The following is a 24,051-nucleotide window of genomic DNA, read 5'->3' on the forward strand; positions in this document are numbered from 1 at the left end:
GCACGCCCCATTCCTAATGAGGACGCAGAGGCTCCAGGCATGCAAGCGTTTCAAAGTGATGCGTTCCTGGAAATGCATCGATGACTTTTATCTCAGTTACGTGATATCCGCATGCTCCCCAACTTGCTAAATCTCTAGCAAATGTTGCCGGATCGCACCCAATGTGAATCACTCGCTGCGGACTCGCCGCTGCGATATCATGAATCACTTTGTCTCCAGCACCAGTTCGAGGAGGGTCGAGCACAACCAGGCCCGCGGGGGGCAAGGATCGAATTCCTGTTTCTACCCGGGAGTTGACTTTGTTGACGTCGAGGCTTGCAAGTGCAGGCTGAGAATGCGCCATCGCGGACTTCGAATAGTCGACGGTTGCAACCGGACCACCACCGAGTGCCGCGGACATGGATGGAACAAAGAGCCCTACTCCGCCATAGAGGTCCCAACCGGAATTGTTCTGATAAGGCCTCCCCGCAAGGGACCACTCACGCACCAGATCTGCATATGCCGACGGTGCACTACGGTGCGCCTGCCAAAACGCAGTCGCCGGAAACTCAAACCTATCGTTTCCGACCATTTCTACGATGTTGCCGGAGCCTTCAACCGTACGGTCTATTCGTTCCACGCGCCGTCCGCGTTGGACTTTGCTCGTTTCAACGACATGCCGGTTCCCGAGAGAATCGATGACGACGACTATCTCAGACCCAGGAGTAAATCGTCGTGCCCCATCGCCAACAATCCCGTCAAACAGTTCCGGCATCGCCTGAGTACAACGCTCGGCGACGACGTCATTGGAACGTGCTTTCCTGAAACCGGCACGCCCCTGCGCATCAGTGCCGAGTCGGATACGCGTCCGCCATCCGGTCGTAGGCGCTAAAGCCTGAACCGAAATGGCGGTGAGATCAATGCCATCAAGCACACCAGATGGACGTGCCATTTTTTCAAGCTGTCCAACAAGTACCTCTGTTTTGGCGGCCCGCTGCAGAGATTCACTCATATGCGCAAAGTCGCAGCAGCCCGCACCTGCCGCAGCAGCAGGACATCCTACCTTCACTCGATCTGGTGAAGTTTGTTGTATCTCGAGCAGTTCACCGCGAGCCCACCGCTTTTTCACTTTCAGCAGTTTGACGGTCGCTGTTTCTCCAGGTAGAGCGCCTTGCACGAAGACAACTCGTCCGTCATTGGCAAGGGCAATAGCCTCACCGCCGTGAGCAAAGGCGTGGAATGTGACTTGAATGCTGTCGCCTGGTGTCAGCGATGGTTGGGCACTCATTAATTATTCTTATTCGCTTCGTTGTTTTGTGCGATGATCTGTTTCAGCGCGTCACTCAGGGCGTTCGGGTTTCCAGCCTGTGGGCTCTGCTGCTGCGACTCCTGCGCAGCCCGCTCCTGTACAGCCTGCTGCACCTGCCGAGCCAACTGCGCAGGCAGGACGACTGGCAAAGAGTTACCCGCCAAAATTGGGTCCGGACCGCGGTAAACAAAGCTGCGTGCTACGACTTCCCGCCCGAGCTCAGCAAGCTGTTCTTCCATTCCCGCCGGAGCGGCCAACGTGACACGGTACAGCCATCGAGGCGCCTCAACACCGATGATGCGGATCACACCGTTAGCGCCAGTACCAACGATTTCGGTTCCCCAGGGGCCCTCTTCAAACTCGACAGGCATGTCCTCGTTCTTCATGCCCTCGGCAATTTCTTCTGCCGATTCGGCCCACAGGCCGCCGTTACGCGGTGCAGCGAAAGCAACCGGAGTGATGCGACCGTACCTGGTAACGATGTGCACCATCTTCGGGCCGTTCTCGCCCATTTCAACCTGCACCTGCGAATCCTTTGGCAGCGGAATCTGCATTGATCCGAGGTTGAGGTTCACCTGGGAGAAGTCAGAAAAATCGAACTCCTCAATGTCGACGTTGTCGCCGTCGAACGGACCGGTAGATCCACTGATTGGATCATAATCGGCAAGAGTACCAGTGGCTGATGGAGTCTGGGATGGATCAGTATCCGCTGCAATCCCCGTGTCCTGAGACTTTGGTGCTGTGACCTCTAGATCGTCGTTGGTCTCTGCCTCCGTCTGAGCGGGGGCAGCGTCTTCCTTCTGCTGGTCTTTCTTCTTTTTACCAAATGGCCACCATGCCATGGGTGATCACCTTTCGAGTGAAGTTGTGTATTTCAAAAAAGTTTCTTCGGGTGAGAATTACTCTAGTACGGGCCCAATGTGGCCTCAGGCGAGCCCCGTTGATCCGTATCCTTGGGCACCACGCTGGGTATCGTCAAGCTCGGAAACTTCGACGAAGTCAACCAACTCGACTTTTTGCACCACTAGTTGAGCAATCCGCATTCCTCGTTCAACTGTAAACGAACATTCACGGTCGGTATTAAGAAGGCAAATCTTCAACTCCCCTCGATACTGGGCATCAATGGTGCCTGGCGTGTTCACAATAGAAATCCCGTGTTTGGCAGCGAGTCCCGAACGAGGATGAATGAGCCCGACAGTTCCCATGGGCAACGCGACAGCAATTCCGGTGCCGATGAGCGCCCGTTCGCCGGGAGCCAATGTCCGTGTTTCCGAGGAGTAAAGGTCCGCCCCGGCGTCACCTTCATGCGCTCGTTTAGGAAGCGGCATGTCTGGATCAAGACGTTTTACTGAAATTGGTTCAAGAGAGGTCACTTCATACACCTTACGGGATTCCATTGCGTGTGCATTCTTAAGATAATTTCGCCTAGTGTTATTGGGTAACGTATTCGGGAGTACATCGAATTGACGAGTTGATGAGGGTATGAATAGCAACCAAAACGCACCGGCATCCAGTGGTTCCAAAGTCTTATATACGGAGCGTCAATGGGTGCCTTGGTACTGGTGGATCATCGGTGCAGCATTAACGCTGCTCATCGGGGCACAACTTACGCTCAACCGCAATATTTGGTGGTTTATTATCCCCGTGCTCGTTATCGGAAGTTTAGTTTTTTGGTTCTTGACATGGCTTTCGAAAACTACAATTGCGGTCGAGCAAGACAGCGACGGCACTCGTTGGCTCGTCGTTGACGACGCCAACTTACCCAACACCGTTGTCAGCAGATCTATGGTTGTCCCTGCATCAGCGAAGCGAAATGCTCTCGGACGACAGTTAGACCCAGCTGCTTTCTTGGTATCGCATGGTTGGGTGAAAGAACATATTCTGCTTGTCTTGGACGATCCTCAGGACCCAACCCCCTACTGGCTAATTGCTGCGAAAGAACCGGAGAAAATCCTCGGAATGTTTTTGCCTGAGCAGCGGACCGCCTAGGGATCGCGCGACTGCGTTGCTCGCTACTACTCGCAGTCGAGGCAAATCTTCTGGCCGTCTTCGGTTTCGTAAGCCAGCCGATTCTTTTTCTGAACCAAATAGCAAGACGCACAAGTGAATTCGTTATCTTGGCGAGGCTTTACCTCAACGTTCAGTTCCTCACCAGACAGATCTTGAAGTGGCGGTTCAAACGGTTCAACGATTTCACCGTCATCATCCATGCTGCTGCCCGCAACCTCCGCAGCCTTCAAGCCCTCGAGGGAGTCAGTCTCAAGCTCGTCTTCTGCGCGCTTACGCGGTGCATCGTAATCGGTCGCCATGGTGGTGGTGCCTCCAGGAGTAGTCAAGTTCAGCAATGCCTAGGCCCGTTGAGGAGATACGCTTCCTATAGATGAGCCTCAGCCTTTTTATTGGTTTGGAGCCGAATAATAAAGCACACAAAGCTATATGTCATATTACAAGGTCAGCAGGCCAATACCCACGGGTTCCCTACACATCAAAGGCTTTATAGCTAATTAAAGTACAGCGACGTCAACCCGCTCGTTCTAGGTACCGCGCTCCTAAATATTTTCCTACATGCGCAATGAGCACACCTTTTGTATGCTCAATGTTATGACTACAACAAGTGGAATTGATGGTGCCCAAGAGCACTATGGTATGGGCGTCGATGTCGGCGGTTCTGGAATCAAGGGCGCCATCGTCAACCTCAAAACCGGAGAATTCGTCGGCGACAGGATCAAGATCGCAACTCCTCAGCCAGCTACACCTGAAGCTGTTGCATCAACAGTCGCAGAGATCGTCCGTCTCCACGAATGGGACGGCCCTGTGGGAGTAACGCTGCCGTCGGTGATTCAGCATCAGATCGCAAAGAGCGCAGCTAACATCGACCCGTCGTGGATCGACACCGATGTGCATGAGCTCTTTGAGCAGCATCTCCCTGAGCGCTCTGTCACTGTATTAAACGACGCCGACGCCGCGGGGCTTGCTGAAGTTGCCTTTGGCAATGAACGAGCCCGAAACGGTTCTGTCATATTCCTCACGTTTGGCACTGGTATTGGTTCAGCGTTCCTGGTTAATGGGCACCTCTTCCCTAACACAGAAATTGGCCATTTAATCGTCAATAGGAAGGAAGCAGAGCACGTCGCCTCCTCAGCTGTAAAGCAGAGGGAAGACCTGAGCTTCAAGAAGTGGGCGAAGCGAGTTGATAAGGTGCTGCACGAATACGCGCGACTGTTTAATCCAGAGTGTTTCGTCGTCGGTGGTGGCATCTCGCGGAAATCTGACAAATGGGTCCCTCTATTGACTGTCGACACTCCTGTCGTCGTGGCCACTCTTCGCAACCGAGCAGGCATTGTCGGAGCAGCGATGGCGGCCAATGAGCACCTCGCACCGTAACTAGCGAGACTCGGCGTCTAACACAAAGCAGCTTGACAATGCTGTTAAGATAGGCGTTCTGAAAAATCAGCACAGTTTGCGTACGCTAGGAAGGCAGACCGGCGTTTGCTGGTCTGCTTTCACCAGAGTGACTTTCTTTCCATCCATTGTTGGAGGAAGTCTCGGTGTCCGCAAAAGCATCAATCAGTTCACAAAGGCGAAAGGGCGTACGTGGTAGCCAGCGAAGCTTCAGGCAAAAACTCCGTCAACGATGCGGCAGAGAGCACTTCCGGCGGCGTAACCGACGGCACAACGACCGCCAAGAAAGCCACCAAAAAAGCAGCCAAGAAAACCGCCAAAAAGGCTGCCAAAAAGACCGCCAAGAAGACTGCGAAGAAAACAGCACGCAAAACCGCGAAAAAGGCGTCAAAGGTAGCTAAGAAAGCGAAGAAGACAGTAAAGAAAACCGCCGCAAAGAAGGCTGCTTCACCCGCAACTGATGAGGTCACCAGCGACGACTCCGCGCTGGAAGAAACGGACGAATCGCTCGACGATTCTGACCAGGAGCAGGACTTCGACCCGCTGACGGCTGAAGAAGATGACGAAGAATTTGACGAGCATCTTGGTGATGACGACGAGGAAAAAGAAGACGAGGAAGACGACGGATCTTCTGTCTGGGATATCGAGGAATCTGCTGCACTTCGCCAAGCCCGCAAGGACGCTCAGCTCACCGCATCTGCGGACTCTGTCCGTGCGTATTTGAAGCAAATAGGTAAGGTTGCTCTGCTCGATGCTGAGCAGGAGGTTTCTCTCGCGAAGCGCATTGAAGCTGGTCTCTACGCGCAACACCGACTCGACGAGATGGCCCGTGCAGCTGAGGAGGGAGACAAGGAAGCACGCCTTACCCCTGCGGTTAAGCGCGACTTCCGCGCCGTCGCCCGAGACGGTCGCAAGGCGAAGAACCATCTGCTCGAAGCTAACCTTCGACTCGTGGTTTCGCTGGCAAAGCGCTACACCGGTCGCGGTATGGCCTTCTTGGACCTCATCCAGGAGGGCAACCTCGGTCTCATCCGTGCAGTTGAAAAGTTCGACTATTCCAAGGGCTACAAGTTTTCCACCTATGCAACGTGGTGGATCCGCCAGGCAATTACACGTGCCATGGCAGACCAGGCTCGAACCATTCGCATCCCGGTGCACATGGTCGAGGTCATCAACAAGCTTGGCCGTATCCAGCGTGAGCTTCTACAAGATCTTGGACGCGAACCTACACCGCTTGAACTCGCAAAAGAGATGGACATCACCGAAGAGAAGGTGTTGGAGATCCAGCAGTACGCCCGTGAGCCGATCTCATTGGATCAGACGATCGGCGATGAAGGCGACAGCCAACTCGGTGATTTCATCGAAGACTCCGAAGCCGTTGTGGCAGTCGACGCTGTTTCCTTTACGCTTCTTCAGGACCAACTTCAGGATGTCCTCCACACACTTTCCGAGCGTGAGGCCGGCGTCGTGCGGCTCCGCTTCGGCTTGACCGATGGCATGCCTCGCACGCTAGATGAAATCGGCCAGGTGTACGGTGTGACACGCGAACGCATCCGGCAGATCGAGTCCAAGACGATGTCGAAGCTTCGCCACCCGTCGCGTTCACAGGTGCTGCGCGATTACCTCGATTAAATGCGTTTCTACGTAGTAAGCAATAACCGGTAGGAGGTCCACTCTCCTACCGGTTTCGTGTATTACCAATCTCGTAAGTACGCAATACGCGCCCGCAGCTGTTCCGCATTGCACAGCGCGGTCGGCGGACCACCACACGCTTTACGCGCTTCCGTATGGATCGCACCATGCGGGCGACCCGTCTTTCCAGCGACGATTGAAACGCGAGCGTTGAGTTCCTTTCTCAACTGGGGAATCTCATCAGCCGCCACTGATGCCTCCTCGCTGCTACCCGGCGCGGAGGTTTGCTTGGACGGCTGAGTGGGAGCCAAGTGCTCTCCTAGTACTTCAGCACGCTCGCGTGCTTGGCGCTCGGCAGCCTTTCGCGCTTTTTCTTCTGCTTCTCGGGCATCTAGTTGGTCGCTTTGGCGTTTGCGGAGCAGAGTCTTGACCTGTTCTTCGTCAAGCAGCCCTGGAAGGCCTAGGAAGTCTTGTTCCTCTGCGGATCCTGCGACGGTGGGTGTGCCGTAGGTGGAGCCGTCGAAAATTAAAGAGTCTAGCTCGGCTGATGCGCCGATGGCTTCGTACGAAGGGTTGTCGTCTGGTTCGTTTTGAACTTGGTTTGCTTGGGCTAGTAGTTCGTCGGACCACCCTGATTCTCGGTGTGGTTTGCCCAAAACGTGGTCGCGTGACACCTCCATTTCTTCCGCGAGGCGGAGCAGAACCGGGACCGACGGGAGAAAAACGGAGGCGGATTCGCCTGGCATGCGTGAGCGTACGAATCGTCCGATTGCCTGCGCGAAAAACAGTGGTGTCGATGCTGATGTTGCATATACTCCGACAGCGAGGCGAGGAACGTCGACTCCCTCAGAGACCATTCTGACTGCGACCATCCATTCGTCGGTGGACGCGGAGAATTCGTCGATGCGGTCGGATGCCCCGGCTTCGTCTGAGAGCACGACCGTAACGGGCGTGCTCGAAATGCTGGAGAGGATCTTGGCGTAGGCGCGTGCTGTCGTCTTGTTCGTAGCGATGACGAGGCCTCCGGCATCCGGCATATTCGTACGAAGTTTTTTCAGCCTTGTATGTGCCGCCTGGAGGACTGCCTTGATCCAGTCCCCTTTCGGATCTAGGGCAGTTTTCCAGGCACGCGCGGTCTGCTCGGCATTCAGTGGCTCACCAAGCCTTGCGGAATACTCTTCCCCGGCGGAGTCTTTCCACTGTGCCTCGCCGGAATATGCCAGGAATACAACTGGGCGGACGACGCCATCGGCCAAGGCGTGGGAGTACCCATAGGTGTAGTCCGCTTGTGAAACGAGGTGCCCATCGCCGTCTTCGACGTATCGGACGAACGGAATCTGGGAATCATCAGAGCGAAACGGCGTACCTGTCAACGCTAAGCGGTGTTCGACATCGTTGTAAGCCTCGTAGACTCCATCCCCCCAACTTTTGGCGTCACCAGCATGGTGAATCTCATCAAGAATCACCAAACTGCGCTTCGCAGTGGCCACCGCATGATGCTTGAACGGGTGCATACCGATTTGCGCATACGTCACGACAATGCCGTCATAGGCAGGGTTTACCGCAGATGAGTTTGTGAAGTTTGGGTCTAGCGAAAGGCCGAACCTCGCTGCTGATTGGGACCACTGGTGTTTTAGGTGTTCTGTTGGTACGACGACGATGATGCGCTGCACTGCCTTCGATGCGTGCAGTTTGCTGGCTAGTGTCAGTGCAAACGTCGTCTTACCCGCACCAGGAGTTGCTACAGCGAGAAAGTCTCGAGGTTTGGTGCGCATAAACGAATCGAGGGCCTCTTGCTGCCATGCGCGCAGCTGAGGCCCGGCCGACGTACCTGGAGCCGTCACTTCCGACGCAACCCCTTATAGATGCGTTCGCAGTCAGGACATACTGGCGACCCAGGCTTCGCCTGCTTCTTCACCGGAAATGTCTTGCCACAGAGTGCGACTACGACTTTTCCAGAAATCGCAGAATCGAAAATCTGATCCTTCTTCACATAGTGGAAAAACTTGGGGGTTCCATCATCATTTGTTGACGATGTGTCTTCCCGAAGGTCTGTGCGCTCAAGAGTCTTCGTCGTCGTATTCACGACTCCCATCATGCCCCACTTTGGCAAAGTTTTTAAGCCGAGGCGCTAACCTGTGTATTTATGAACGAGAGAGAGGACGAGGCACAAGAGCACGTCTCGATTGATGCGGAAGTCGAAGTCCACGACGATAAGCATTTCCTTTTTCGTCATTTCCGCTCAAAACGACACCGTGCACTCATTACGGATGCGAAGCAGACGCCGGAGCAAAACCTGCAGAGCCGAGAGGCTCAATACCTTTGGTTGCAGGCGCTTCGAATCCCATTCATTTTGCTTTCGATCGCATCTGCGTGGTGGCTCGGAAACTGGTGGATTGCGACGTTGCTCTTTATTGTTTCCGTACCGCTCCCCTGGGTCGCAGTGATGTTGGGCAACGCGAAAGGAGAGTCGCGTGATCCGCGTGAAAAGAATGTCTACAAGCCTGCGCTGAGTCGTGCCTATGCCGCGTTGGAGGAGCAGTCGAGGCAACAACTATCCTCGAACCAGGCTTCAACAGATACGACGCCGACCGTTATCGATCACGAATCCCACTCGGAGTAGCAGCATGACAGATTTATCATCTACAGCATTTGGATTACACCCTGGACTTGCGCGGGAGCTCGGTGAACGATTGCGCGCGCTCCCCTACACCACATCTTCGATTGGAAGTTATCTTGGGCCAAATGCATACCAGGCTCTCTACCGGGGCGAGGTGGGAGCCGTCCTGCGTCGCTGCCATTCAGAAGACGTTATCGGATCGGCCATATCCACTTTGTTGTTGCGGCGCCCGACTTCCCAAAACGAGCTCGAGGCGTTATTTGGCTCGTCCCTTGCTGAGAAACTCATCAGCGCAGGTGTCTTTCACCAGACCAAAGAGCAACGCTACGAGGTTGCTTACGACATCCGGCCTCATTTGTTGTCTCAACAGCATCACCTCATAGTTGCAGATCTCGACGCCTCTACGTCTGCAATCGTTCCCGGCAAAGATCACGTACTTGGAGTCGGAGCGGCGTCGAAATCCCTGTTGCACGCGATCCCGCAGTCACCGACTGGAACGGTTTTGGACCTTGGAACCGGTTCAGGGGTGCTGTCGGTAGCACAATCTGGCCTTGCCGATCAGATCGTCGGTACTGACATTCATCATCGAGCGATCGAGTTGGCTCAGGCCACGCTCGAGATGAATGGCATCACTAGCGTTCAGCTCCGCGAAGGATCTTGGTTTAAGCCTGTCGCGGGCGAGCAGTTTGACAGGATCGTTGCCAACCCGCCGTTTGTAGTCGGCATTCCGGAGGTGGGGCATGTTTACCGCGACTCCGGCATGCCACTGGATGAAGCAAGTCGCCTCGTGGCAGAGCACGCACCTGAATATCTCGCAGAAGGTGGGATGCTGTGCATGCTGGGCTCATGGGCCCATATTGATGGTGAGGCGTGGCAGTCGCGAGTTGCGAGTTGGGTCCCTTCGCAAGGAGTCAGCGCATGGGTGCTTCAACGAGAAGTGGTTGACCCCGAGACCTACGTCGCCACGTGGCTGAAAGATGAATCAGTCGACCTCAGGACTGAAAGCGGCATAGCCCGCACACAACAGTGGCTCGATTACTTCCAAGCCGCGGGTGTTCACGCTATTGGTTTCGGTTGGATTTTCATGCAACACATCGGCGACCAGCCCTCCGAGATTACTGCGGAAGAATTAACACACCCGTTCACGGACCCGCTTGGGCCTGAGGTCGAAGAATACTATCTACGGCAGGCGTGGCTACGGCAAAAATCCGTCCAGGAACTCTTAGATAGTTCGTTCCTGGTCCGGCCCACAGTCGCGATCGAAGACATCGCTGTGCCAAATACTGAAGAGGGGCTGGGTTTCACGCGCGAAGAGCTGCGCATTACTCGAATGGATGGCCCACGATTCTCTCATTCATTGGATGAGGCGTTGAAAACCGTCCTTGCAGGATTGCATCCCGCCGGCTTGCCACTGCGTGACGTGGTGGGCATCCTAGCAGCATCTCGAGGTGTCGACGACCAGCAGGCCCTTGAAGAATTGGAAAACCAAACGGTTGCAGCTGTTGTGGATCTTATCCGCCACGGCATCGTGCTGCCGTCGGAAATTGCAGAGGTGGAGTAGGAATGAAGGCTGTATTGACAAGAGTTACGAGCGCGAGCGTCACCGTCGACGGTGAAGTCGTCGGAGCAATCGACTGCGAGGCGACTGGTGGAATTCTGGCCCTTGTCGGAGCAGGACGTAAGGATAGCGACGACGCTTGGGAAACGGTTGCTCGCAAAATCGCGGAACTGCGAATCCTGGAGGGCGAAAAGTCTGTAGTGGACGCACAAGCCCCTGTTTTGCTTGTGAGTCAGTTCACGTTGATGGGTCGCACGGCAAAAGGACGGAGGCCATCATGGAGTGACGCAGCCCCCGCAGATGAAGCAGCACCCATCATTGAAAAAATCGCAGCCTACCTCCGGGACCGGGGCATCACGGTCGCTGAAGGAAAGTTTGGTGCCCATATGAAGGTGCAGAGCATCAACGACGGCCCATTCACGGTGATTGTCGAGGCCTAGCACTCTTTTGATCATTGGGAACAAAAATGTGTCCAAGATCGTTGAGGGTGTAGAAGATTACCTGTTCCACTCGTCCAAGGAGGCAGTGCTCAATGACGTCGAAGAGTCAGACCTTAACAGCGGACAACGAAGAAAAAGTTGACCGCGGTAGTCGTCGCAATCAAACGAACGACAATCCATCGGCTGACCTTGTTCGCGTGTATCTCAATGGCATTGGCAAGACTGCCCTGCTCGATGCAGAAGAAGAGGTCGAACTAGCCCAGCAGATCGAAGTTGGACTCTATGCCCAGCAGCTTCTTGATGATCCAGACTGCAAGCTCACCCGAGCCCAGAAACGTGACTATAAAATTCTGGCGAAGCAAGGACGGAAAGCTCGCGCCCACCTCCTCGAGGCAAATCTTCGTCTGGTTGTGTCGTTGGCAAAGCGCTACACAGGACGCGGGATGCCACTGCTCGATCTGATCCAAGAGGGCAACCTCGGACTGATCCGCGCGATGGAGAAATTTGACTATGCCAAGGGCTTTAAATTCTCAACGTACGCGACGTGGTGGATTCGCCAGGCCATTACTCGCGGCATGGCAGACCAGTCTCGTACTATCCGTCTCCCTGTGCATCTTGTAGAACAAGTCAATAAACTCTCCCGAATTCGCCGCGAGATGTACCAGTCGTTTGGCCGCGAACCAACGAATGAGGAGTTGGCAGAGGAGTCTGGCATCGAAGAGGACAAGATTGAGCTCCTCCTGCGTCAATCCCGAGACCCCGTGAGTCTTGACATGCCGGTCGGAGCGGATGAAGAGGCCCCCCTGGGGGACTTCATTGAAGATGCAGAAGCTACAGACGCCGAAGACGCGGTGGTATCCGTGCTCCGTCACGATGACATCCAAGATGTCATCAACGGTTTGGAGCAGCGCGAGCAGGACGTCATCCGTATGCGCTATGGGCTGACCGACGGTGTTCCCCGCACATTGGACCAGATTGGGCGTAAATTCGGCTTGTCTCGTGAGCGCGTTCGCCAAATCGAACGAGAGGTCATGGCGAAGCTTCGCGTAGGTGACCGGGCAGAGCGCCTTAGGGATTACGCAATGTAACAACCGCGACGAAGCGTTCCGCAACTAATAGTTTTTTGGGTTACCATAGCAATCGTTAATAGGCGTCGATTCTTGGACTGCGTTGAATGTTGATGCAGCCTCAACGCTTCAGAGCGACTTTTAGGCAAGGGAGTTCCACGTGCGTGATCTCGTAGACACAACAGAAATGTATTTACGTACAGTTTACGAACTTGAGGAGGAAGGCATTGTGCCGCTCCGCGCACGAATCGCAGAGCGGCTCGAGCAGTCTGGCCCGACAGTTTCCCAGACCGTCGCCCGCATGGAGCGCGACGGCCTGATTGTTGTTGAAACAGATCGCTCGCTCTCCCTTACCGACGAGGGACGCGCCCGTGCGACTGCGGTGATGCGTAAGCACCGCCTCGCAGAGTGCCTTCTCACCAGCATCCTCAAGTTGGATATTGAACAAGTGCACGACGAAGCATGTCGCTGGGAACACGTGATGAGTGAAGCCGTGGAAAAGCGCGTATACGAGGTACTCAACCACCCTCAGGTATCTCCGTTTGGCAACCCCATCCCTGCGTTGGATGAAATTGGCGGTTCAAATGTTGCTAAGCCTGAGCTTGGCACTCGCGCAACGGACTTAGATCTCTCCGAGGGCCGCGAAGCTGTAGTGGTCCAAATCAGTGAGATTCTGCAGCTCGAAGCAGAGCGCTTGCCGGAGCTGGCAGGCCTAGGCGATATCGTCGGCCAAAAAGTCATAGTGAGCCTTCCGGATGATGGGGGGCTACAGCTATCACTTCCTGGCCAAAAAGATTTCGTCATTCCTGATGACCTCGCGCATGCCGTGCGCATTGAGCTTCAGTAGAGCCGATCTGCTGTTAGGAACCTGCAAGCATCTCTAGCTCCATCCAGACTGCTTCCCCGCCTTCTTCAACTGCGTGCAGGAGACCCTCATATTGACCGATCGCGAGTAACTGCAGGAGCACGTCGCTTAATGAGTGGTCCGGCATTTCTTGCAGCGCGCACTGTAGTGCGACCCCTGCCCAAGACCCGATCTCGCACCGCACAGCGATCACAGCCCACAACGCTAACGCGTTTGCCCGCACTGTCCCCACAGCATGGCGCGACAAGAATAGTAGTGGAGCAGCAAGTCGCTTTGGGTTCTGCATAATCGTGGGGATAAGTGTATCCCGCAGTAGAGCATGGGTGAGCAGAGCCGTCAAGCCTTCGAGCGCGATTCTCATTTCATTCGAGATTTCGCCGATTGGATTAGCATCGCGCTGGCCGATGAGGCAAGTCTCGGGCAAGCAAAGCAGAACCTCGATAATGCTTTCAATTTCTTCTTTCGCCAGTTTTGCCGGGTGTTCCTCCTCCCCAGCGTGGCTACCGCCCCACAAGTCTTTCAGTAGCTGCAACCCGTCTTTGCGTGTCTGTGCCTGGATTTGTTGCGCCAGTTGGACGGACTCCGAATCGACCGGCTCAAAATAGCTAAACGTGTCTTGTCTATCGAGTTCTGGGAGTATCCCCTGCTCAACGTATGGGCGCATCGATGGAGAGGAAATCACTGACGATACACAGCCACCAATGAGGGAGGACGCGCGATCGCATTCTTCGGCCGCATTCAATGGCGGTCCAAAAAGCAATGTATATGGGGTACCCTGCGCAATTTCGGAAACATGCCAGCACAGGTCGACTTTGAAACCGGTTTCTTCTTCGAGGAACTGCAAGCGATCAACTGCGTCTTTGACGAGCTCTGAGTTCGGAATACGGCTCACAATGACTGCAAGGTACGCGATGACGTCATCCCCCAGTAGGTATTGCGTCACGTCGGTCTTGAGGCTTTCTATGAATGCTTCAAGGCGCGTGAGGTCAACGCGAACTACAGGTCCAAGTTGAAGCCCACGTGTTCCTTCGCTGTCCGGAATGATGCCGAGCACCACGACCGATTCTTGAGGATAAAACCCTAGAACCCCGGGCAGGGCTGCGATGATATCTGATGGTCCAAAAAGTGATGAATTAGCTGCATTTATTTTCATACAGTTTAGACGTAGCCAACACAGCATCGGTTCCCGCTTTGCTAGAATTCCTTATTTTCAGCAGGAATATTTCTTCACCCCAGACGTTGTGGGTAAGTACAAAGTTAGATCCTTTCAAATTATCCTAGGAGCGGTCATGCCAACGAATAATCGCATGTATGAACTTGAGTACCCGTCTCCCTCGAGTCTTGGCGAATCTCCTGAGGGGCCAACGCTCGTCGTTGCGTTACAGGGTTACGCAGATGCGGGCCATGCGGTTGAAGGGGTATCGAATCATCTCAACGCGGCGTTGGAAACCCGCACTTTAGCCACCTTCAATAACGATGAACTCATTGACTACCGCTCTCGCAGGCCTGCTGTAACCCTGGCGAATCACACGGTGGCCGACGTCGAAGAGATCGGCATTGAGCTGCGTGTTGTCCGCGACACAAAGGATATGCCGTTTCTGCTGCTGAGCGGGCCAGAGCCTGATCTGCGTTGGGAGGCATTTAGCAAGTCTGTGGCTGACCTTGCAGTGCAGTTTGGAGTTCAGCAAACGCTGTGCCTCTACGCTGCCCCTGTTGCCGCTCCCCATACCCGCCCAGTAGTGGTTTCCACACACGGAAATGATGAGAGCTTGGTGAAAGACAAGTATCTCTTCGACGGAATTATTACTGTGCCCGGGGCTGCCTCCATCATGATCGAGCGAGAGCTAGATAAGCGAGGCGAAAAGGTCGCTGGTTTTACTGCGCATGTACCTCATTACATTGCAAACTCTCCTTACCCGATGGCGGCGTTCCAGCTCATGCAGGCGCTCGAGGATACAGCAAATCTTCAGTTGCCACTCCGCGCGCTCGAGCAAGAGATAACAAGTGTTCAGCGTCAATTAGCAGAGCAAACGGCTGCGTCAAAGGAGATCGCGCAAGTCGTCTCGGCTCTCGAACAGCATTACGACCGTGAAGTTGAGGAGTACCGCAGGAACAATCCCAACGCAAAGATGCCCGGTGAGGCACAGGTTCCTTCCGGCGATGAGATCAGCGAAGCCTTCGAGAACTATCTCACGGCGATCGAGGACCAGCAGAGTCGTCCGCTTGTCGACGGACAACGGGGACTGCCTTTTGGCGATGATCTCAGTCAGGCTTTGCAGGATTTTTACTATATTGACCCAGCTCAGCCAACCGATGAGGAAGACGAGTAGCGGCTTTTCGCGACGAACTCGGCTACGGTAGTTGGCGTGACTCTTTCGACGTATTTGGCAGACCTTGACGACGTTCCAGCAGACCTTTTTGAAGAGGCCGTCTGGGACTCTTTCACTGCGTGGACACAGAGTCGTGGAATCTCGCTTTATGAAGCTCAGGAAGAAGCTTCGCTTGCGTTGCTTGCTGGGGATAATGTGATCCTGGCGACGCCAACCGGTTCGGGAAAGTCGATGGTGGCAAACGCTGCGCACTTCATTGCCATGGCTCGAGGGCAGCGCTCGTTTTATACTGCCCCAATTAAGGCGCTTGTGAGCGAAAAGTTCTTTGCACTGTGTGAGATCTTCGGAGCAGAAAACGTAGGGATGATGACCGGTGATGCCACAGTGAACAGCGGCGCCCCTATTATCGCAGCCACCGCTGAAATCGTCGCGAATATTGCGCTGCGAGAAGGTGAGCACGCGAAGATTCAGCAGGTCATCATGGATGAGTTTCACTACTATTCGGAGCCGGACCGCGGATGGGCATGGCAGGTGCCGCTACTGGAACTCCCCCAGGCCCAGTTCCTTTTGATGTCTGCCACGCTTGGAGAAACTGCCTGGATAGAAAAGGATCTCACCGAGCGCACTGGCCGCCCAACCACGTATGTTGGTGGGTCGGAGCGTCCCGTGCCACTCGATTTCAGTTACGTGTTCTCCCCCGTCCATGAGACGATCGAAGAACTACTGGCGGATAACAAAGCGCCGATCTACGTTGTGCACTTCTCACAACGCGAGGCAGCAGAGCGCGCGCAGGCACTGACCAGTATGAAAATCATCACCGCAGAGGAGAAGCAACGTATCGCCGAGGAGATCGGGAATTTTAGGTTCACGACTACCTTCGGTAAAACGTTGTCGAGGTTACTTCGAAAAGGCATTGGCATTCACCATGCCGGAATGCTGCCGAAGTATCGACGGCTCGTCGAAAAACTATCTCAAACAGGGCTTTTAAAGGTGATCTGCGGAACGGACACCCTCGGCGTCGGTATCAATGTGCCAATTCGTACTGTGCTGATTACCGGCCTGGCAAAGTATGACGGGACGAAACAACGCATCCTTAAATCGAGGGAGTTTCACCAAATCGCCGGCCGCGCGGGGCGAGCTGGGTACGACACCGAGGGCACGGTCGTCGTCGAAGCGCCAGAACACGAGATTGAGAATGCAAAGCTTCGGCGTCGCGTCGGCGACGATCCGAAGCGGCTTAAGAAGCTCAACAAGAAGTCAGCTCGTGATGGCGAAGTTACCTGGTCCGAAAAAACTTTCCAGCGCCTCACAACGGCAGAACCGGAGGAACTCACTAGCCAGTTCCAAGTATCGAATTCCATGTTGCTCAATGTTATTGCTCGCCCGGGTGACGGCTACGAGCACATGAAGCACTTGATTCGGAGCAACCATGACACACGCGCTAAGCAGAACCGTGACATTCTTACGGCAGTCGATCTGTTTCGCGGGCTCATCCAGGCTGACATTGTAGAACGCACTCCTGATTCTCCAGCGTATCGCCCCTATACTCTCACGCGAGAGCTGGACAGGGACTTTGCGCTCAACCAACCGCTTTCCCCGTTCGCGCTGGCATTTCTCACGGTGCTTGACCCCGAGTCTTCAACGTATTCGTTGGATGTAATCTCAGCGTTTGAGGCAATCTTGGATGACCCCCGTCAGGTGCTGCAAGCTCAGCAGTCAGCAGCTCGCGGCGAGGAGATCGCAGCTCTCAAGGCAGAGGGCGTCGACTACACGGAGCGCATGGCACTCATCGAAGATGTGACGTACCCTCAGCCGCTCGCGGAGGAACTGGAAGATGCATTTGAAACCTACTGCTCCAGTAACCCGTGGGCGAAAGAGTGGCAGCTTTCGCCAAAGTCGGTGGTACGCGACATGATCGAGCATGCGATGACGTTTTCGGATCTCATCGCAACCTACGGGCTATCCCGCTCTGAGGGTGTGGTGCTCCGCTACCTTACCGATGCGTGGCGCACCCTCTCCCACTCTGTGCCCGAGGCATACATGACTGAAGAGCTCGAAGATATCATCGTATGGCTAGGCGAACTGATCCGTCAGGTGGACTCGTCGCTCATTGACGAATGGGCGACGCTAGCTGATGACGACGCCCCAATCTCCCAGGACGTTCTCGACCGCGAGCTTGCATTCGGTGTTGAGGATCCTACGGCGCTCACAGCGAACCGCAGGGCGTTCAAAATCATGGTTCGCAACTACTTCTTTAGGCTTGTCGAACTGTTTGCGTTCGAAAAGGAAGAAGCCCTGGAGTCGATGCTTGAATATCTCGACCCCGATGTTCGGCCCGACTGGCCCTCGCTTCTCGACGACTACTTCGACGAGTACGACGATGTCATGATAGACGCAGATGCTCGCGGGCCAGAGTATTTCCGAGTTAAGGATGAAAGCTCGCGGCTCTGGGAAGTCGTACAGATCGTGAAAGATCCAGACGGGGACCGCAGCTTCCAATTCCACGGCGTCGTCGATCTCGATGCCTCTGATGAGGCGGGAGAAGTTCGGCTGAGGGACTTGGACGTTGTCCAGATGTAGTCCCTCAGCCGACTATCGTGCAGAAGACGTAACAGTTAGCGTGCGTCTTCTGCCACTACGGTCTGCGCAATGGCCTGGATAACAGCAGCAATCTTTACTGCCTCCCAGACCTGCTCCTTGGTCAGGCCCTCTTCGCGCACGACGTTGGAGTGTGCTACAGCGCAATGCTCGCAGCCATTGACAGCAGATACTGCGAGCGACCACAGCTCAAAGTCTGCCTTCTCGACGCCAGGCTTCGAGATGATGTTCATGCGAAGGCCAAACTTTACCTGTGCAAAGTCATCGCCGAGCCAGCCCTTTGCGCGGTAGGCAACGTTGTTCATTGCCATAACAGTTGCTGCGCCGAAAGCGGCATCGAGAGCCTCTTCGGACAGGTGCTCCTTGGCCTCGTCCGTAATCTCAGAGATCACGGTGGGGTTCTTTGTCGCTGCAGCGGAGGCAACGAGAGTGCCCCACAGCTGCTGCTCGTTCAGCTCTGTAGAGCGTGTCAAGGAGCCAAGGTTCAGCTTCTGGTCTTTTGCATATTCAGGCAAAGCGCTGCGCAGGTTATCGATCGACATATCTCTTTTCTCTTTCCTCTCTATTGTTTATTAATAAATCCCCGTCACTGAGTATTGAACTAGTGACGGGGACTCGGAGTTCATTTACTTCAGGGATTCCTGAACGACAGCCAACTTGTCGATATTCTTCGTTGGGTCGTTCTTCTGCCAGTCACAGGCGCAGACCTCTTCGGACTGGAGAGCATCCAAAACGCGAAGGACCTCTTCGACGTTACGGCCAACAGCATCCGGGGTGACAGACACGAACTGGATGACGCCGTCTGGGTCGATGATGAACGTTGCACGATCAGCGACGCCTGCCTCATTTTCAACGCCCAGTGCACGGATCAAGTCGTGGCGGACATCAGCAAACATTGGGAACGGAACGGTCTTCAGATCTGGGTGCGTTGCACGCCAGTTGAAGTGGGAGTACTCATTGTCAGTGGAGCCACCAAGGACCTGCGTATCGCGATCTTCGAACTCTTCGTTCAGCTTGCCGAACGCTGCGATCTCGGTTGGGCAGACGAACGTAAAGTCCTTCGGGTAGAAGAAAACGACCTTCCACTTACCCTCGTACTTTTCCAGGGATACATTCTCGAAGTAGTCCTCTGGGCTTGTTGCGTCGACCTCATGAAGGTCGCCACCCTTCAGCGCTACCAGATCGAACTCAGGGAAACGCTCGCCTACAGTCAGAATTGCCATAGCTTAACCTCCGAATGTGAGATGTCGTATATATACGGTCTTGGAATGCAATCGCTCGCACTCTGACAAACATTGTGCCAGAAACGCCGCGCAATTTCAACAGCAAAACCTATTGCAATGCCGTATGGTTATAAGAATGAACAATAAAGAATATAAACCAACCTTGGCCCAACTTCGTACGTTTGTGACCATCGCCGAGAATAGGCACTTCGGCACTGCTGCGAGCAAGCTCAACATTTCTCAACCGTCATTATCCCAGGCATTGGTCGCGCTAGAGACCGGTTTAGGGATTCAACTTATCGAGCGATCCACCCGAAAGGTCATCGTCACTCCAACTGGGGAGGCGCTCCTCCCCTATGCGAAAGCAACGCTTGAAGCAGCCGATGCTTTTGTTGCACATGCCCGCGGTGCACATGGGGTCCTTTCCGGGCCTCTCAATATCGGCATCATCCCCACCATCGCACCGTATATCCTGCCCACCCTTTTACAACTGATTCAGAGCGAGTTCCCCGATTTAACTCCTCGAATCATCGAAGAGCCCACCAAACACCTACTCGCTAAATTGCGCGACGGCAACGTCGATGTGGCGCTGCTAGCCCTTCCTACGCACGCGCCTGGAGTCAGTGAACTGGAACTCTATGACGAAGACTTCATCGTCGTAACGAATGAGAAACACAAGTTGTCTGGGCTCCAAAACCTTACCCTCGATGTCCTGGAAGAACTCGATTTGCTTCTTCTCGACGACGGCCACTGCCTGCGCGACCAAATAGTTGATCTTTGCAAGAACGTTCAAACCACGCCCTCAAATTCAAGCCAATCAGATACACGGGCTGCGTCACTGACTACCATCATGCAGCTGGTTGTTGCTGGCCTTGGATCAACCCTCGTTCCCAAGTCAGCTATTGCAGCTGAGTGCACACGTCCTGGTTTGGGGCTTTCTACCTTCCAGAAGAGTGTCGACGCGAAGCGTACAATTGGACTGGCCTACCGCTCTTCTTCTTCCCGCATCCATGAGTTTGAGGAACTTGGAGCGTTGTGTAGAAAGGCGTACAAAGAGGTAGCGAAAACCAGTGATGCGATTCTGTCCCGCTAAACTGGGACGCTAGTTATGAAGGACCAGGAACAAACACCTAAGAAAGAACTCTTCCGCCAACTAGACAACGTGGAACTACGCGACGTCCGACGTCTTCGCCGTCGCATTCGACAGGCCAAGAACGGCAAGGAACTTAACAAAGTTGAAGAGGCAATTGCCCGAAGCTTGCACGTAGTTCGGGCGCGGGATGAACTCATTCCGAACATCGAGTACCCAGATGCACTCCCGGTTTCTCAACGCAAGAATGACATCTTAGAAGCTGTCGCGAACCACCAAGTGACTGTTATTGCTGGTGAAACTGGATCCGGCAAGACCACCCAGATTCCTAAGATGCTGCTCGAGCTCGGCCGCGGTCGACGAGGACGTATAGCGCATACTCAGCCGCGCCGTCTCGCTGCTAGAACTGTCGCTGAACGCATAGCAGACGAATTAGGTCAGAGCATTGGAGAATCGGTCGGCTACGCCATTCGCTTCGACGACAAGGTCAGCACCACTACCTCAGTGAAGCTCATGACAGACGGAATTCTCCTTACGGAGATTCAGCGTGATCGGTTCCTCAACGCGTACGACACCATCATTATCGATGAGGCGCACGAGCGTTCCCTGAACATCGACTTTTTGCTTGGATACGTCAAGGAGCTTCTCCCCAAACGCCCCGACCTGAAGGTCATCATCACGTCCGCCACCATTGACGTCGAACGCTTCGCGCAGCACTTCTGTGACGAAGAAGGCAACCCCGCCCCGATTATTGAGGTTTCAGGTCGTACCTACCCGGTTGAGGTGCGCTACCGTCCGCTCGTCGAAAATGCCGGCGATCGTGAAATTGATATTGACATGATTGACGGTGTTATCAACGCCATCAAGGAGTTGATGGCAGAAGGCGACGGTGACATCCTCTGCTTTTTCGCCTCAGAACGTGACATCCGTGACTGCATGGAAGCAATTGAAAAGCAGCATTGGAAGAATGTTGAAGTCGCGCCACTTTTCGGACGCCTTTCGAACGCAGAACAGCACCGCGTCTTCTCCCCACATAGCGGGCGTAGGATCGTCCTCTCTACGAACATCGCCGAAACTTCGCTCACAGTGCCGGGAATTCACTACGTTGTGGACACTGGCCTCGCTCGCATTTCACGGTATTCAACGCGGACTAAAGTACAGCGTCTTCCGATTGAGGAAATATCCCAAGCCTCAGCAAACCAGCGCTCGGGCCGTTGTGGACGTGTTGCTGACGGTATCGCTATCCGCTTGTACTCGGAAGAGAACTTTAATTCACGCCCGGAATTTACTGACCCTGAAATATTGCGGACCAACTTGGCAAGTGTGATCCTGCAAATGATTTCTCTCAATCTCGGCGACATGCGGCACTTTCCATTCGTGGAATCCCCAGACGACAAAGCTATTCGCGATGGCCTTACGCTCTTGTACGAGCTCGGTGCAATCAAAGCAATACCAAAGGGTGAACTTCCAAAACTCACGAAAATTGGCCATACGCTTGCGAAAATCCCAGTCGACCCCAAGATGGCTCGCATGCTCGTCGAGGCCGAACGCTACCGGGTGTTGGAGGATGTCACCGCAGTTGTCGCCCATATGTCGATTCAAGACGTGCGCGAACGCCCCCTGGAATTTCAGGCACAAGCAGACCAAGCCCATGCACGCTTCAAAGACAAGACATCCGACTTTCTTTCAGCGCTCAAGCTCTGGGATTACGTCGGAGGTCTCCGTGAAGAGCTTTCAGGCAATCAGTTCAGAAAGCGCATGAAGCGTGAGTATTTGCACTATATGCGAATTCGTGAATGGCACGACCTCGTTCGTCAGCTCCGCGACGTCGAACGTCGACTGGGCTGGGACGTCGACAAAGCAATGACAATGACAACGAAACGTGACGCTGACTCGATTCATCGAGCATTGCTCACTGGCTTACTTTCGAATATCGGTGCTCGCGACGGAAACAGCAAGGAATACCAAGGTGCTCGTGGTACCCGTTTCCTGATTTTCCCAGGGTCATCGCTGGCCAAGACCCCACCAGAGTTTTTGATGGCAAGCGAGCTTGTAGAAACCTCGCGGCTTTGGGCCAGAGACGTGGCAAAAGTAGAATCCTCATGGATCGAGCACGCGGCAGGATCACTCCTGAAACATGTCTATTCAGAACCGTTCTGGTCACGGAAACGCGCATGCGCAATGGTCCATCAAAAATCGTTATTGTACGGCATCCCTATCGTGCGAGACCGACTTATCCCCTACCACCGCGTTGATCCTACGGCTGCGCGCGAGATGTTTATTCGTCACGCACTCATTGACGGCGATTGGACGAGGACTCATAAGTTTCTCGAACACAACAGCTTGTTGCTAAGCGAAGCCGCAGAAGTTGAAGAAAAGCTACGGCGTAGGGGCATCGTCGTTGACGAAGACACTCTATTCGATTTCTACGACGTGAAACTGCCGGATTCAGTCACAACAGCGAACAATTTTGACAGTTGGTGGAAGAAGCAACAGCAGCTCGATCCCGGATATCTTCACTTTGATCCAAGTAAACTCGTTGACGATTCTGCCCAGACTATCTCTGCAGAAGACTTTCCAATGTCATGGTCACAAGGGTCGATGCGGTTCGATGTGTCGTACAAATTCGAGCCTGGAACCGCCTACGACGGCGTTACCATCGCAATTCCCCTGCCTCTACTGGCCAGCGTTGAATCAGTCGGATTTGACTGGCTTGTACCTGGGCTACGTAAAGAGTTGCTGACTGAACTCATTCGTTCACTGCCGAAACCACTACGCAAGGGCGTCGTCCCCGCTCCAGACTTCGCTGACCGTGCACTTGAGCGTATGACGTTCGATCCACGCACGTCGGTTACCGAAGCACTGGCTCAGGCCCTCACTGAATTGGGTGCCAGCGGCATTAGCGGGCATGATTTCCGCACGCACCTGCTGCCACCGCACTTGCTCATAACGTTTGCAGTCATTGATAAACGTGGGAAGATTGTCGACTCAGACAAGAGTCTCCTTGCTTTGAAGAAGCGTCGGGCCACACAGATTCGTTCTTCAGTCGCGAAAGCAAGCCGCCACTCTGAAACTGCCGAAGTTCCTGTATGGACCGAAGACACACTCGGCGATATTCCCGAAAGTACGACCACAACCATTGATGGCAACAAAGTCGAGGCCTATCCTGCGCTCGAGGTGACTCCCAAAGGCGTTCGCGTTGCTGTGCATCCAACCCGGGCGAGTGCTGATGCATCAATGATGACGGCAACGCTCACGTTGCTGCTGCGGGCAATCGAGGTTTCCGATACTCAGATGACGAAGGGACTGCCACTACAGCAACGTGTCGCTGTTGATAGGTATCCACATGGCGGGGCTTCCGGCCTTGTCGAAGACGCTCGCGTTGCAGCAATCCGCGACGCGATGATTCAAGCCGGCGGCCCTGTGAGGTCACCTGCTGATTTCGACGCACTATGTGCGAAAATTAAACCGACTATTCCGGGAGCTGTCCGACGATCAATTGTATCGATCGCGCCAGGTCTCGCTGCATACTCAGATTTGATGCAAGAGCTCAAGAATTGGTCTGGTCCTGCGATTGACGATATTCGGGAGCAACTAGCATTCATGCTGCCCGCGAACGCTATCACGGTTCATGGCATGCAACACCTACAGCACCTCCCCCGTTACATAGAGGCAATCCAGATACGGCTTGAGCATCTAGAAGCGGAACCGGAACGTGACGAAGAGCGGCAGGCTGAAGTAGCAAATGCTAAGGCTTACCTAGAGCGACGATTGGAACAGCTCCCTGCCCAACGCAGGAAGACACGCGCATACAAGGACGTGATGTGGCGAATTCAGGAGCTGCGAGTGAGTTTGTTTGCACAACACCTTGGCACCCAAAAGCCTGTGAGCGTGCGTCGTATTGAAAAAATGGTCGATAAACTTCGCTAGTGAGCCTC

General features: G+C 54.3%; 21 protein-coding genes. 12 read left to right on the forward strand and 9 right to left on the reverse strand.

The genetic code is table 11. From position 1 onward, the window contains the following. Positions 1-13: 13 nt before the first annotated feature. The 3 genes from KBP54_RS06545 to dut form a co-directional block, all read right to left on the reverse strand. Positions 14-1,267: a class I SAM-dependent RNA methyltransferase gene (locus tag KBP54_RS06545; protein WP_083290926.1), complete on the reverse strand. Its 1,254-nt coding sequence runs from the start codon at positions 1,265-1,267 to the stop codon at positions 14-16. After that, on the reverse strand, positions 1,267-2,130 hold the full coding sequence (locus tag KBP54_RS06550; protein WP_070478954.1) for a DUF3710 domain-containing protein: 864 nt from the start codon (positions 2,128-2,130) through the stop codon (positions 1,267-1,269). The genes KBP54_RS06545 and KBP54_RS06550 overlap by 1 nt, the downstream gene beginning before the upstream one ends. Positions 2,131-2,214: 84 nt before the next feature. Continuing rightward, on the reverse strand, positions 2,215-2,685 hold the full coding sequence (dut, locus tag KBP54_RS06555; RefSeq protein ID WP_070362355.1) for a dUTP diphosphatase: 471 nt from the start codon (positions 2,683-2,685) through the stop codon (positions 2,215-2,217). Positions 2,686-2,770: 85 nt separating this feature from the next. On the opposite strand from dut, the gene KBP54_RS06560 reads away from it, so the two are divergent. Next, positions 2,771-3,277: a DUF3093 domain-containing protein gene (locus KBP54_RS06560; RefSeq protein WP_070362354.1), complete on the forward strand. Its 507-nt coding sequence runs from the start codon at positions 2,771-2,773 to the stop codon at positions 3,275-3,277. A gap of 26 nt (positions 3,278-3,303) precedes the next feature. On the opposite strand, the gene KBP54_RS06565 is transcribed toward KBP54_RS06560, so the two are convergent. Then, positions 3,304-3,597, reverse strand: a complete 294-nt coding sequence (locus KBP54_RS06565) for a DUF4193 domain-containing protein (RefSeq protein WP_070363501.1) — start codon at positions 3,595-3,597, stop codon at positions 3,304-3,306. Between the two features lie 292 nt (positions 3,598-3,889). On the opposite strand from KBP54_RS06565, the gene ppgK reads away from it, so the two are divergent. Both ppgK and KBP54_RS06575 read left to right on the forward strand, forming a co-directional pair. Continuing rightward, positions 3,890-4,672, forward strand: a complete 783-nt coding sequence (gene ppgK, locus KBP54_RS06570) for a polyphosphate--glucose phosphotransferase (protein ID WP_070363500.1) — start codon at positions 3,890-3,892, stop codon at positions 4,670-4,672. Between the two features lie 210 nt (positions 4,673-4,882). Next, on the forward strand, positions 4,883-6,322 hold the full coding sequence (locus KBP54_RS06575) for an RNA polymerase sigma factor (protein WP_070478953.1): 1,440 nt from the start codon (positions 4,883-4,885) through the stop codon (positions 6,320-6,322). A gap of 62 nt (positions 6,323-6,384) precedes the next feature. Here the strand turns inward: KBP54_RS06575 and KBP54_RS06580 are convergent, their stop codons facing one another. Continuing rightward, positions 6,385-8,097 (reverse strand): DEAD/DEAH box helicase, encoded by a 1,713-nt coding sequence (locus KBP54_RS06580; RefSeq protein WP_070363498.1) that lies wholly within the window; start codon positions 8,095-8,097, stop codon positions 6,385-6,387. A gap of 65 nt (positions 8,098-8,162) precedes the next feature. Beyond that, positions 8,163-8,417: a DUF3039 domain-containing protein gene (locus KBP54_RS06585; protein ID WP_070363499.1), complete on the reverse strand. Its 255-nt coding sequence runs from the start codon at positions 8,415-8,417 to the stop codon at positions 8,163-8,165. A gap of 51 nt (positions 8,418-8,468) precedes the next feature. Between KBP54_RS06585 and KBP54_RS06590 the strand changes: the two genes are divergently transcribed. The 5 genes from KBP54_RS06590 to KBP54_RS06610 all read left to right on the forward strand — a co-directional run bounded on the left by KBP54_RS06590 (position 8,469) and on the right by KBP54_RS06610 (position 12,854). Then, on the forward strand, positions 8,469-8,945 hold the full coding sequence (locus KBP54_RS06590) for a DUF3099 domain-containing protein (protein WP_256005073.1): 477 nt from the start codon (positions 8,469-8,471) through the stop codon (positions 8,943-8,945). A gap of 4 nt (positions 8,946-8,949) precedes the next feature. Beyond that, the gene (locus KBP54_RS06595) at positions 8,950-10,503 is read left to right on the forward strand and encodes a DUF7782 domain-containing protein (protein WP_256005074.1); all 1,554 of its coding nucleotides are present in this window, start codon (positions 8,950-8,952) and stop codon (positions 10,501-10,503) included. A 2-nt stretch (positions 10,504-10,505) separates the two neighbouring features. After that, positions 10,506-10,940, forward strand: a complete 435-nt coding sequence (gene dtd / locus KBP54_RS06600; RefSeq protein ID WP_256005076.1) for a D-aminoacyl-tRNA deacylase — start codon at positions 10,506-10,508, stop codon at positions 10,938-10,940. Positions 10,941-11,032: 92 nt separating this feature from the next. After that, positions 11,033-12,028, forward strand: coding sequence for a sigma-70 family RNA polymerase sigma factor (locus KBP54_RS06605; RefSeq protein ID WP_070478945.1), 996 nt, complete (start codon positions 11,033-11,035; stop codon positions 12,026-12,028). Positions 12,029-12,167: 139 nt separating this feature from the next. Next, a complete protein-coding gene (locus KBP54_RS06610; RefSeq protein ID WP_070362348.1) occupies positions 12,168-12,854 on the forward strand; it encodes a metal-dependent transcriptional regulator in 687 nt (228 codons plus the stop codon). Between the two features lie 13 nt (positions 12,855-12,867). Here KBP54_RS06610 and KBP54_RS06615 read toward each other — a convergent pair whose 3' ends face one another. Then, a complete protein-coding gene (locus KBP54_RS06615) occupies positions 12,868-14,025 on the reverse strand; it encodes a DUF4192 domain-containing protein (protein ID WP_168156179.1) in 1,158 nt (385 codons plus the stop codon). 136 nt (positions 14,026-14,161) lie between these two features. On the opposite strand from KBP54_RS06615, the gene KBP54_RS06620 reads away from it, so the two are divergent. Both KBP54_RS06620 and KBP54_RS06625 read left to right on the forward strand, forming a co-directional pair. Continuing rightward, on the forward strand, positions 14,162-15,202 hold the full coding sequence (locus tag KBP54_RS06620; RefSeq protein WP_083290923.1) for a PAC2 family protein: 1,041 nt from the start codon (positions 14,162-14,164) through the stop codon (positions 15,200-15,202). A gap of 36 nt (positions 15,203-15,238) precedes the next feature. Beyond that, a complete protein-coding gene (locus KBP54_RS06625; RefSeq protein ID WP_070362345.1) occupies positions 15,239-17,782 on the forward strand; it encodes a DEAD/DEAH box helicase in 2,544 nt (847 codons plus the stop codon). A gap of 35 nt (positions 17,783-17,817) precedes the next feature. Here the strand turns inward: KBP54_RS06625 and ahpD are convergent, their stop codons facing one another. Continuing rightward, positions 17,818-18,342, reverse strand: coding sequence for an alkylhydroperoxidase, AhpD family (ahpD, locus tag KBP54_RS06630; protein WP_070976764.1), 525 nt, complete (start codon positions 18,340-18,342; stop codon positions 17,818-17,820). A gap of 84 nt (positions 18,343-18,426) precedes the next feature. Then, positions 18,427-19,023: a peroxiredoxin gene (locus KBP54_RS06635; protein WP_070362343.1), complete on the reverse strand. Its 597-nt coding sequence runs from the start codon at positions 19,021-19,023 to the stop codon at positions 18,427-18,429. Positions 19,024-19,159: 136 nt separating this feature from the next. Here KBP54_RS06635 and KBP54_RS06640 point away from each other — a divergent pair, with 136 nt between their 5' ends. Together KBP54_RS06640 and hrpA are read left to right on the forward strand one after the other, a co-directional pair. Continuing rightward, complete coding sequence (locus KBP54_RS06640; protein ID WP_070479000.1) at positions 19,160-20,116, forward strand: hydrogen peroxide-inducible genes activator; 957 nt, start codon at positions 19,160-19,162, stop codon at positions 20,114-20,116. A gap of 15 nt (positions 20,117-20,131) precedes the next feature. Then, a complete protein-coding gene (gene hrpA / locus KBP54_RS06645) occupies positions 20,132-24,043 on the forward strand; it encodes an ATP-dependent RNA helicase HrpA (RefSeq protein ID WP_256005079.1) in 3,912 nt (1,303 codons plus the stop codon). The last annotated feature ends 8 nt before the right edge of the window (positions 24,044-24,051 follow it).

It is taken from the genome of Corynebacterium pseudogenitalium (assembly GCF_024453815.1).
GTDB lineage: Bacteria > Actinomycetota > Actinomycetes > Mycobacteriales > Mycobacteriaceae > Corynebacterium > Corynebacterium pseudogenitalium.

What these genes read in the sequence shown, in the direction of transcription:
- KBP54_RS06545 (WP_083290926.1), bottom strand. Translation starts at nt 1,267, where the DNA reads ATGAGTGCCCAACCATCGCTGACACCAGGCGACAGCATTCAAGTCACA.
- KBP54_RS06550 (WP_070478954.1), bottom strand. Translation starts at nt 2,130, where the DNA reads ATGGCATGGTGGCCATTTGGTAAAAAGAAGAAAGACCAGCAGAAGGAA.
- dut (WP_070362355.1), bottom strand. Translation starts at nt 2,685, where the DNA reads ATGGAATCCCGTAAGGTGTATGAAGTGACCTCTCTTGAACCAATTTCA.
- KBP54_RS06560 (WP_070362354.1), top strand. Translation starts at nt 2,771, where the DNA reads ATGAATAGCAACCAAAACGCACCGGCATCCAGTGGTTCCAAAGTCTTA.
- KBP54_RS06565 (WP_070363501.1), bottom strand. Translation starts at nt 3,597, where the DNA reads ATGGCGACCGATTACGATGCACCGCGTAAGCGCGCAGAAGACGAGCTT.
- ppgK (WP_070363500.1), top strand. Translation starts at nt 3,890, where the DNA reads ATGACTACAACAAGTGGAATTGATGGTGCCCAAGAGCACTATGGTATG.
- KBP54_RS06580 (WP_070363498.1), bottom strand. Translation starts at nt 8,097, where the DNA reads ATGCGCACCAAACCTCGAGACTTTCTCGCTGTAGCAACTCCTGGTGCG.
- KBP54_RS06585 (WP_070363499.1), bottom strand. Translation starts at nt 8,417, where the DNA reads ATGGGAGTCGTGAATACGACGACGAAGACTCTTGAGCGCACAGACCTT.
- KBP54_RS06590 (WP_256005073.1), top strand. Translation starts at nt 8,469, where the DNA reads ATGAACGAGAGAGAGGACGAGGCACAAGAGCACGTCTCGATTGATGCG.
- KBP54_RS06595 (WP_256005074.1), top strand. Translation starts at nt 8,950, where the DNA reads ATGACAGATTTATCATCTACAGCATTTGGATTACACCCTGGACTTGCG.
- dtd (WP_256005076.1), top strand. Translation starts at nt 10,506, where the DNA reads ATGAAGGCTGTATTGACAAGAGTTACGAGCGCGAGCGTCACCGTCGAC.
- KBP54_RS06605 (WP_070478945.1), top strand. Translation starts at nt 11,033, where the DNA reads ATGACGTCGAAGAGTCAGACCTTAACAGCGGACAACGAAGAAAAAGTT.
- KBP54_RS06615 (WP_168156179.1), bottom strand. Translation starts at nt 14,025, where the DNA reads ATGAAAATAAATGCAGCTAATTCATCACTTTTTGGACCATCAGATATC.
- KBP54_RS06620 (WP_083290923.1), top strand. Translation starts at nt 14,162, where the DNA reads ATGCCAACGAATAATCGCATGTATGAACTTGAGTACCCGTCTCCCTCG.
- ahpD (WP_070976764.1), bottom strand. Translation starts at nt 18,342, where the DNA reads ATGTCGATCGATAACCTGCGCAGCGCTTTGCCTGAATATGCAAAAGAC.
- KBP54_RS06635 (WP_070362343.1), bottom strand. Translation starts at nt 19,023, where the DNA reads ATGGCAATTCTGACTGTAGGCGAGCGTTTCCCTGAGTTCGATCTGGTA.
- KBP54_RS06640 (WP_070479000.1), top strand. Translation starts at nt 19,160, where the DNA reads ATGAACAATAAAGAATATAAACCAACCTTGGCCCAACTTCGTACGTTT.
- hrpA (WP_256005079.1), top strand. Translation starts at nt 20,132, where the DNA reads ATGAAGGACCAGGAACAAACACCTAAGAAAGAACTCTTCCGCCAACTA.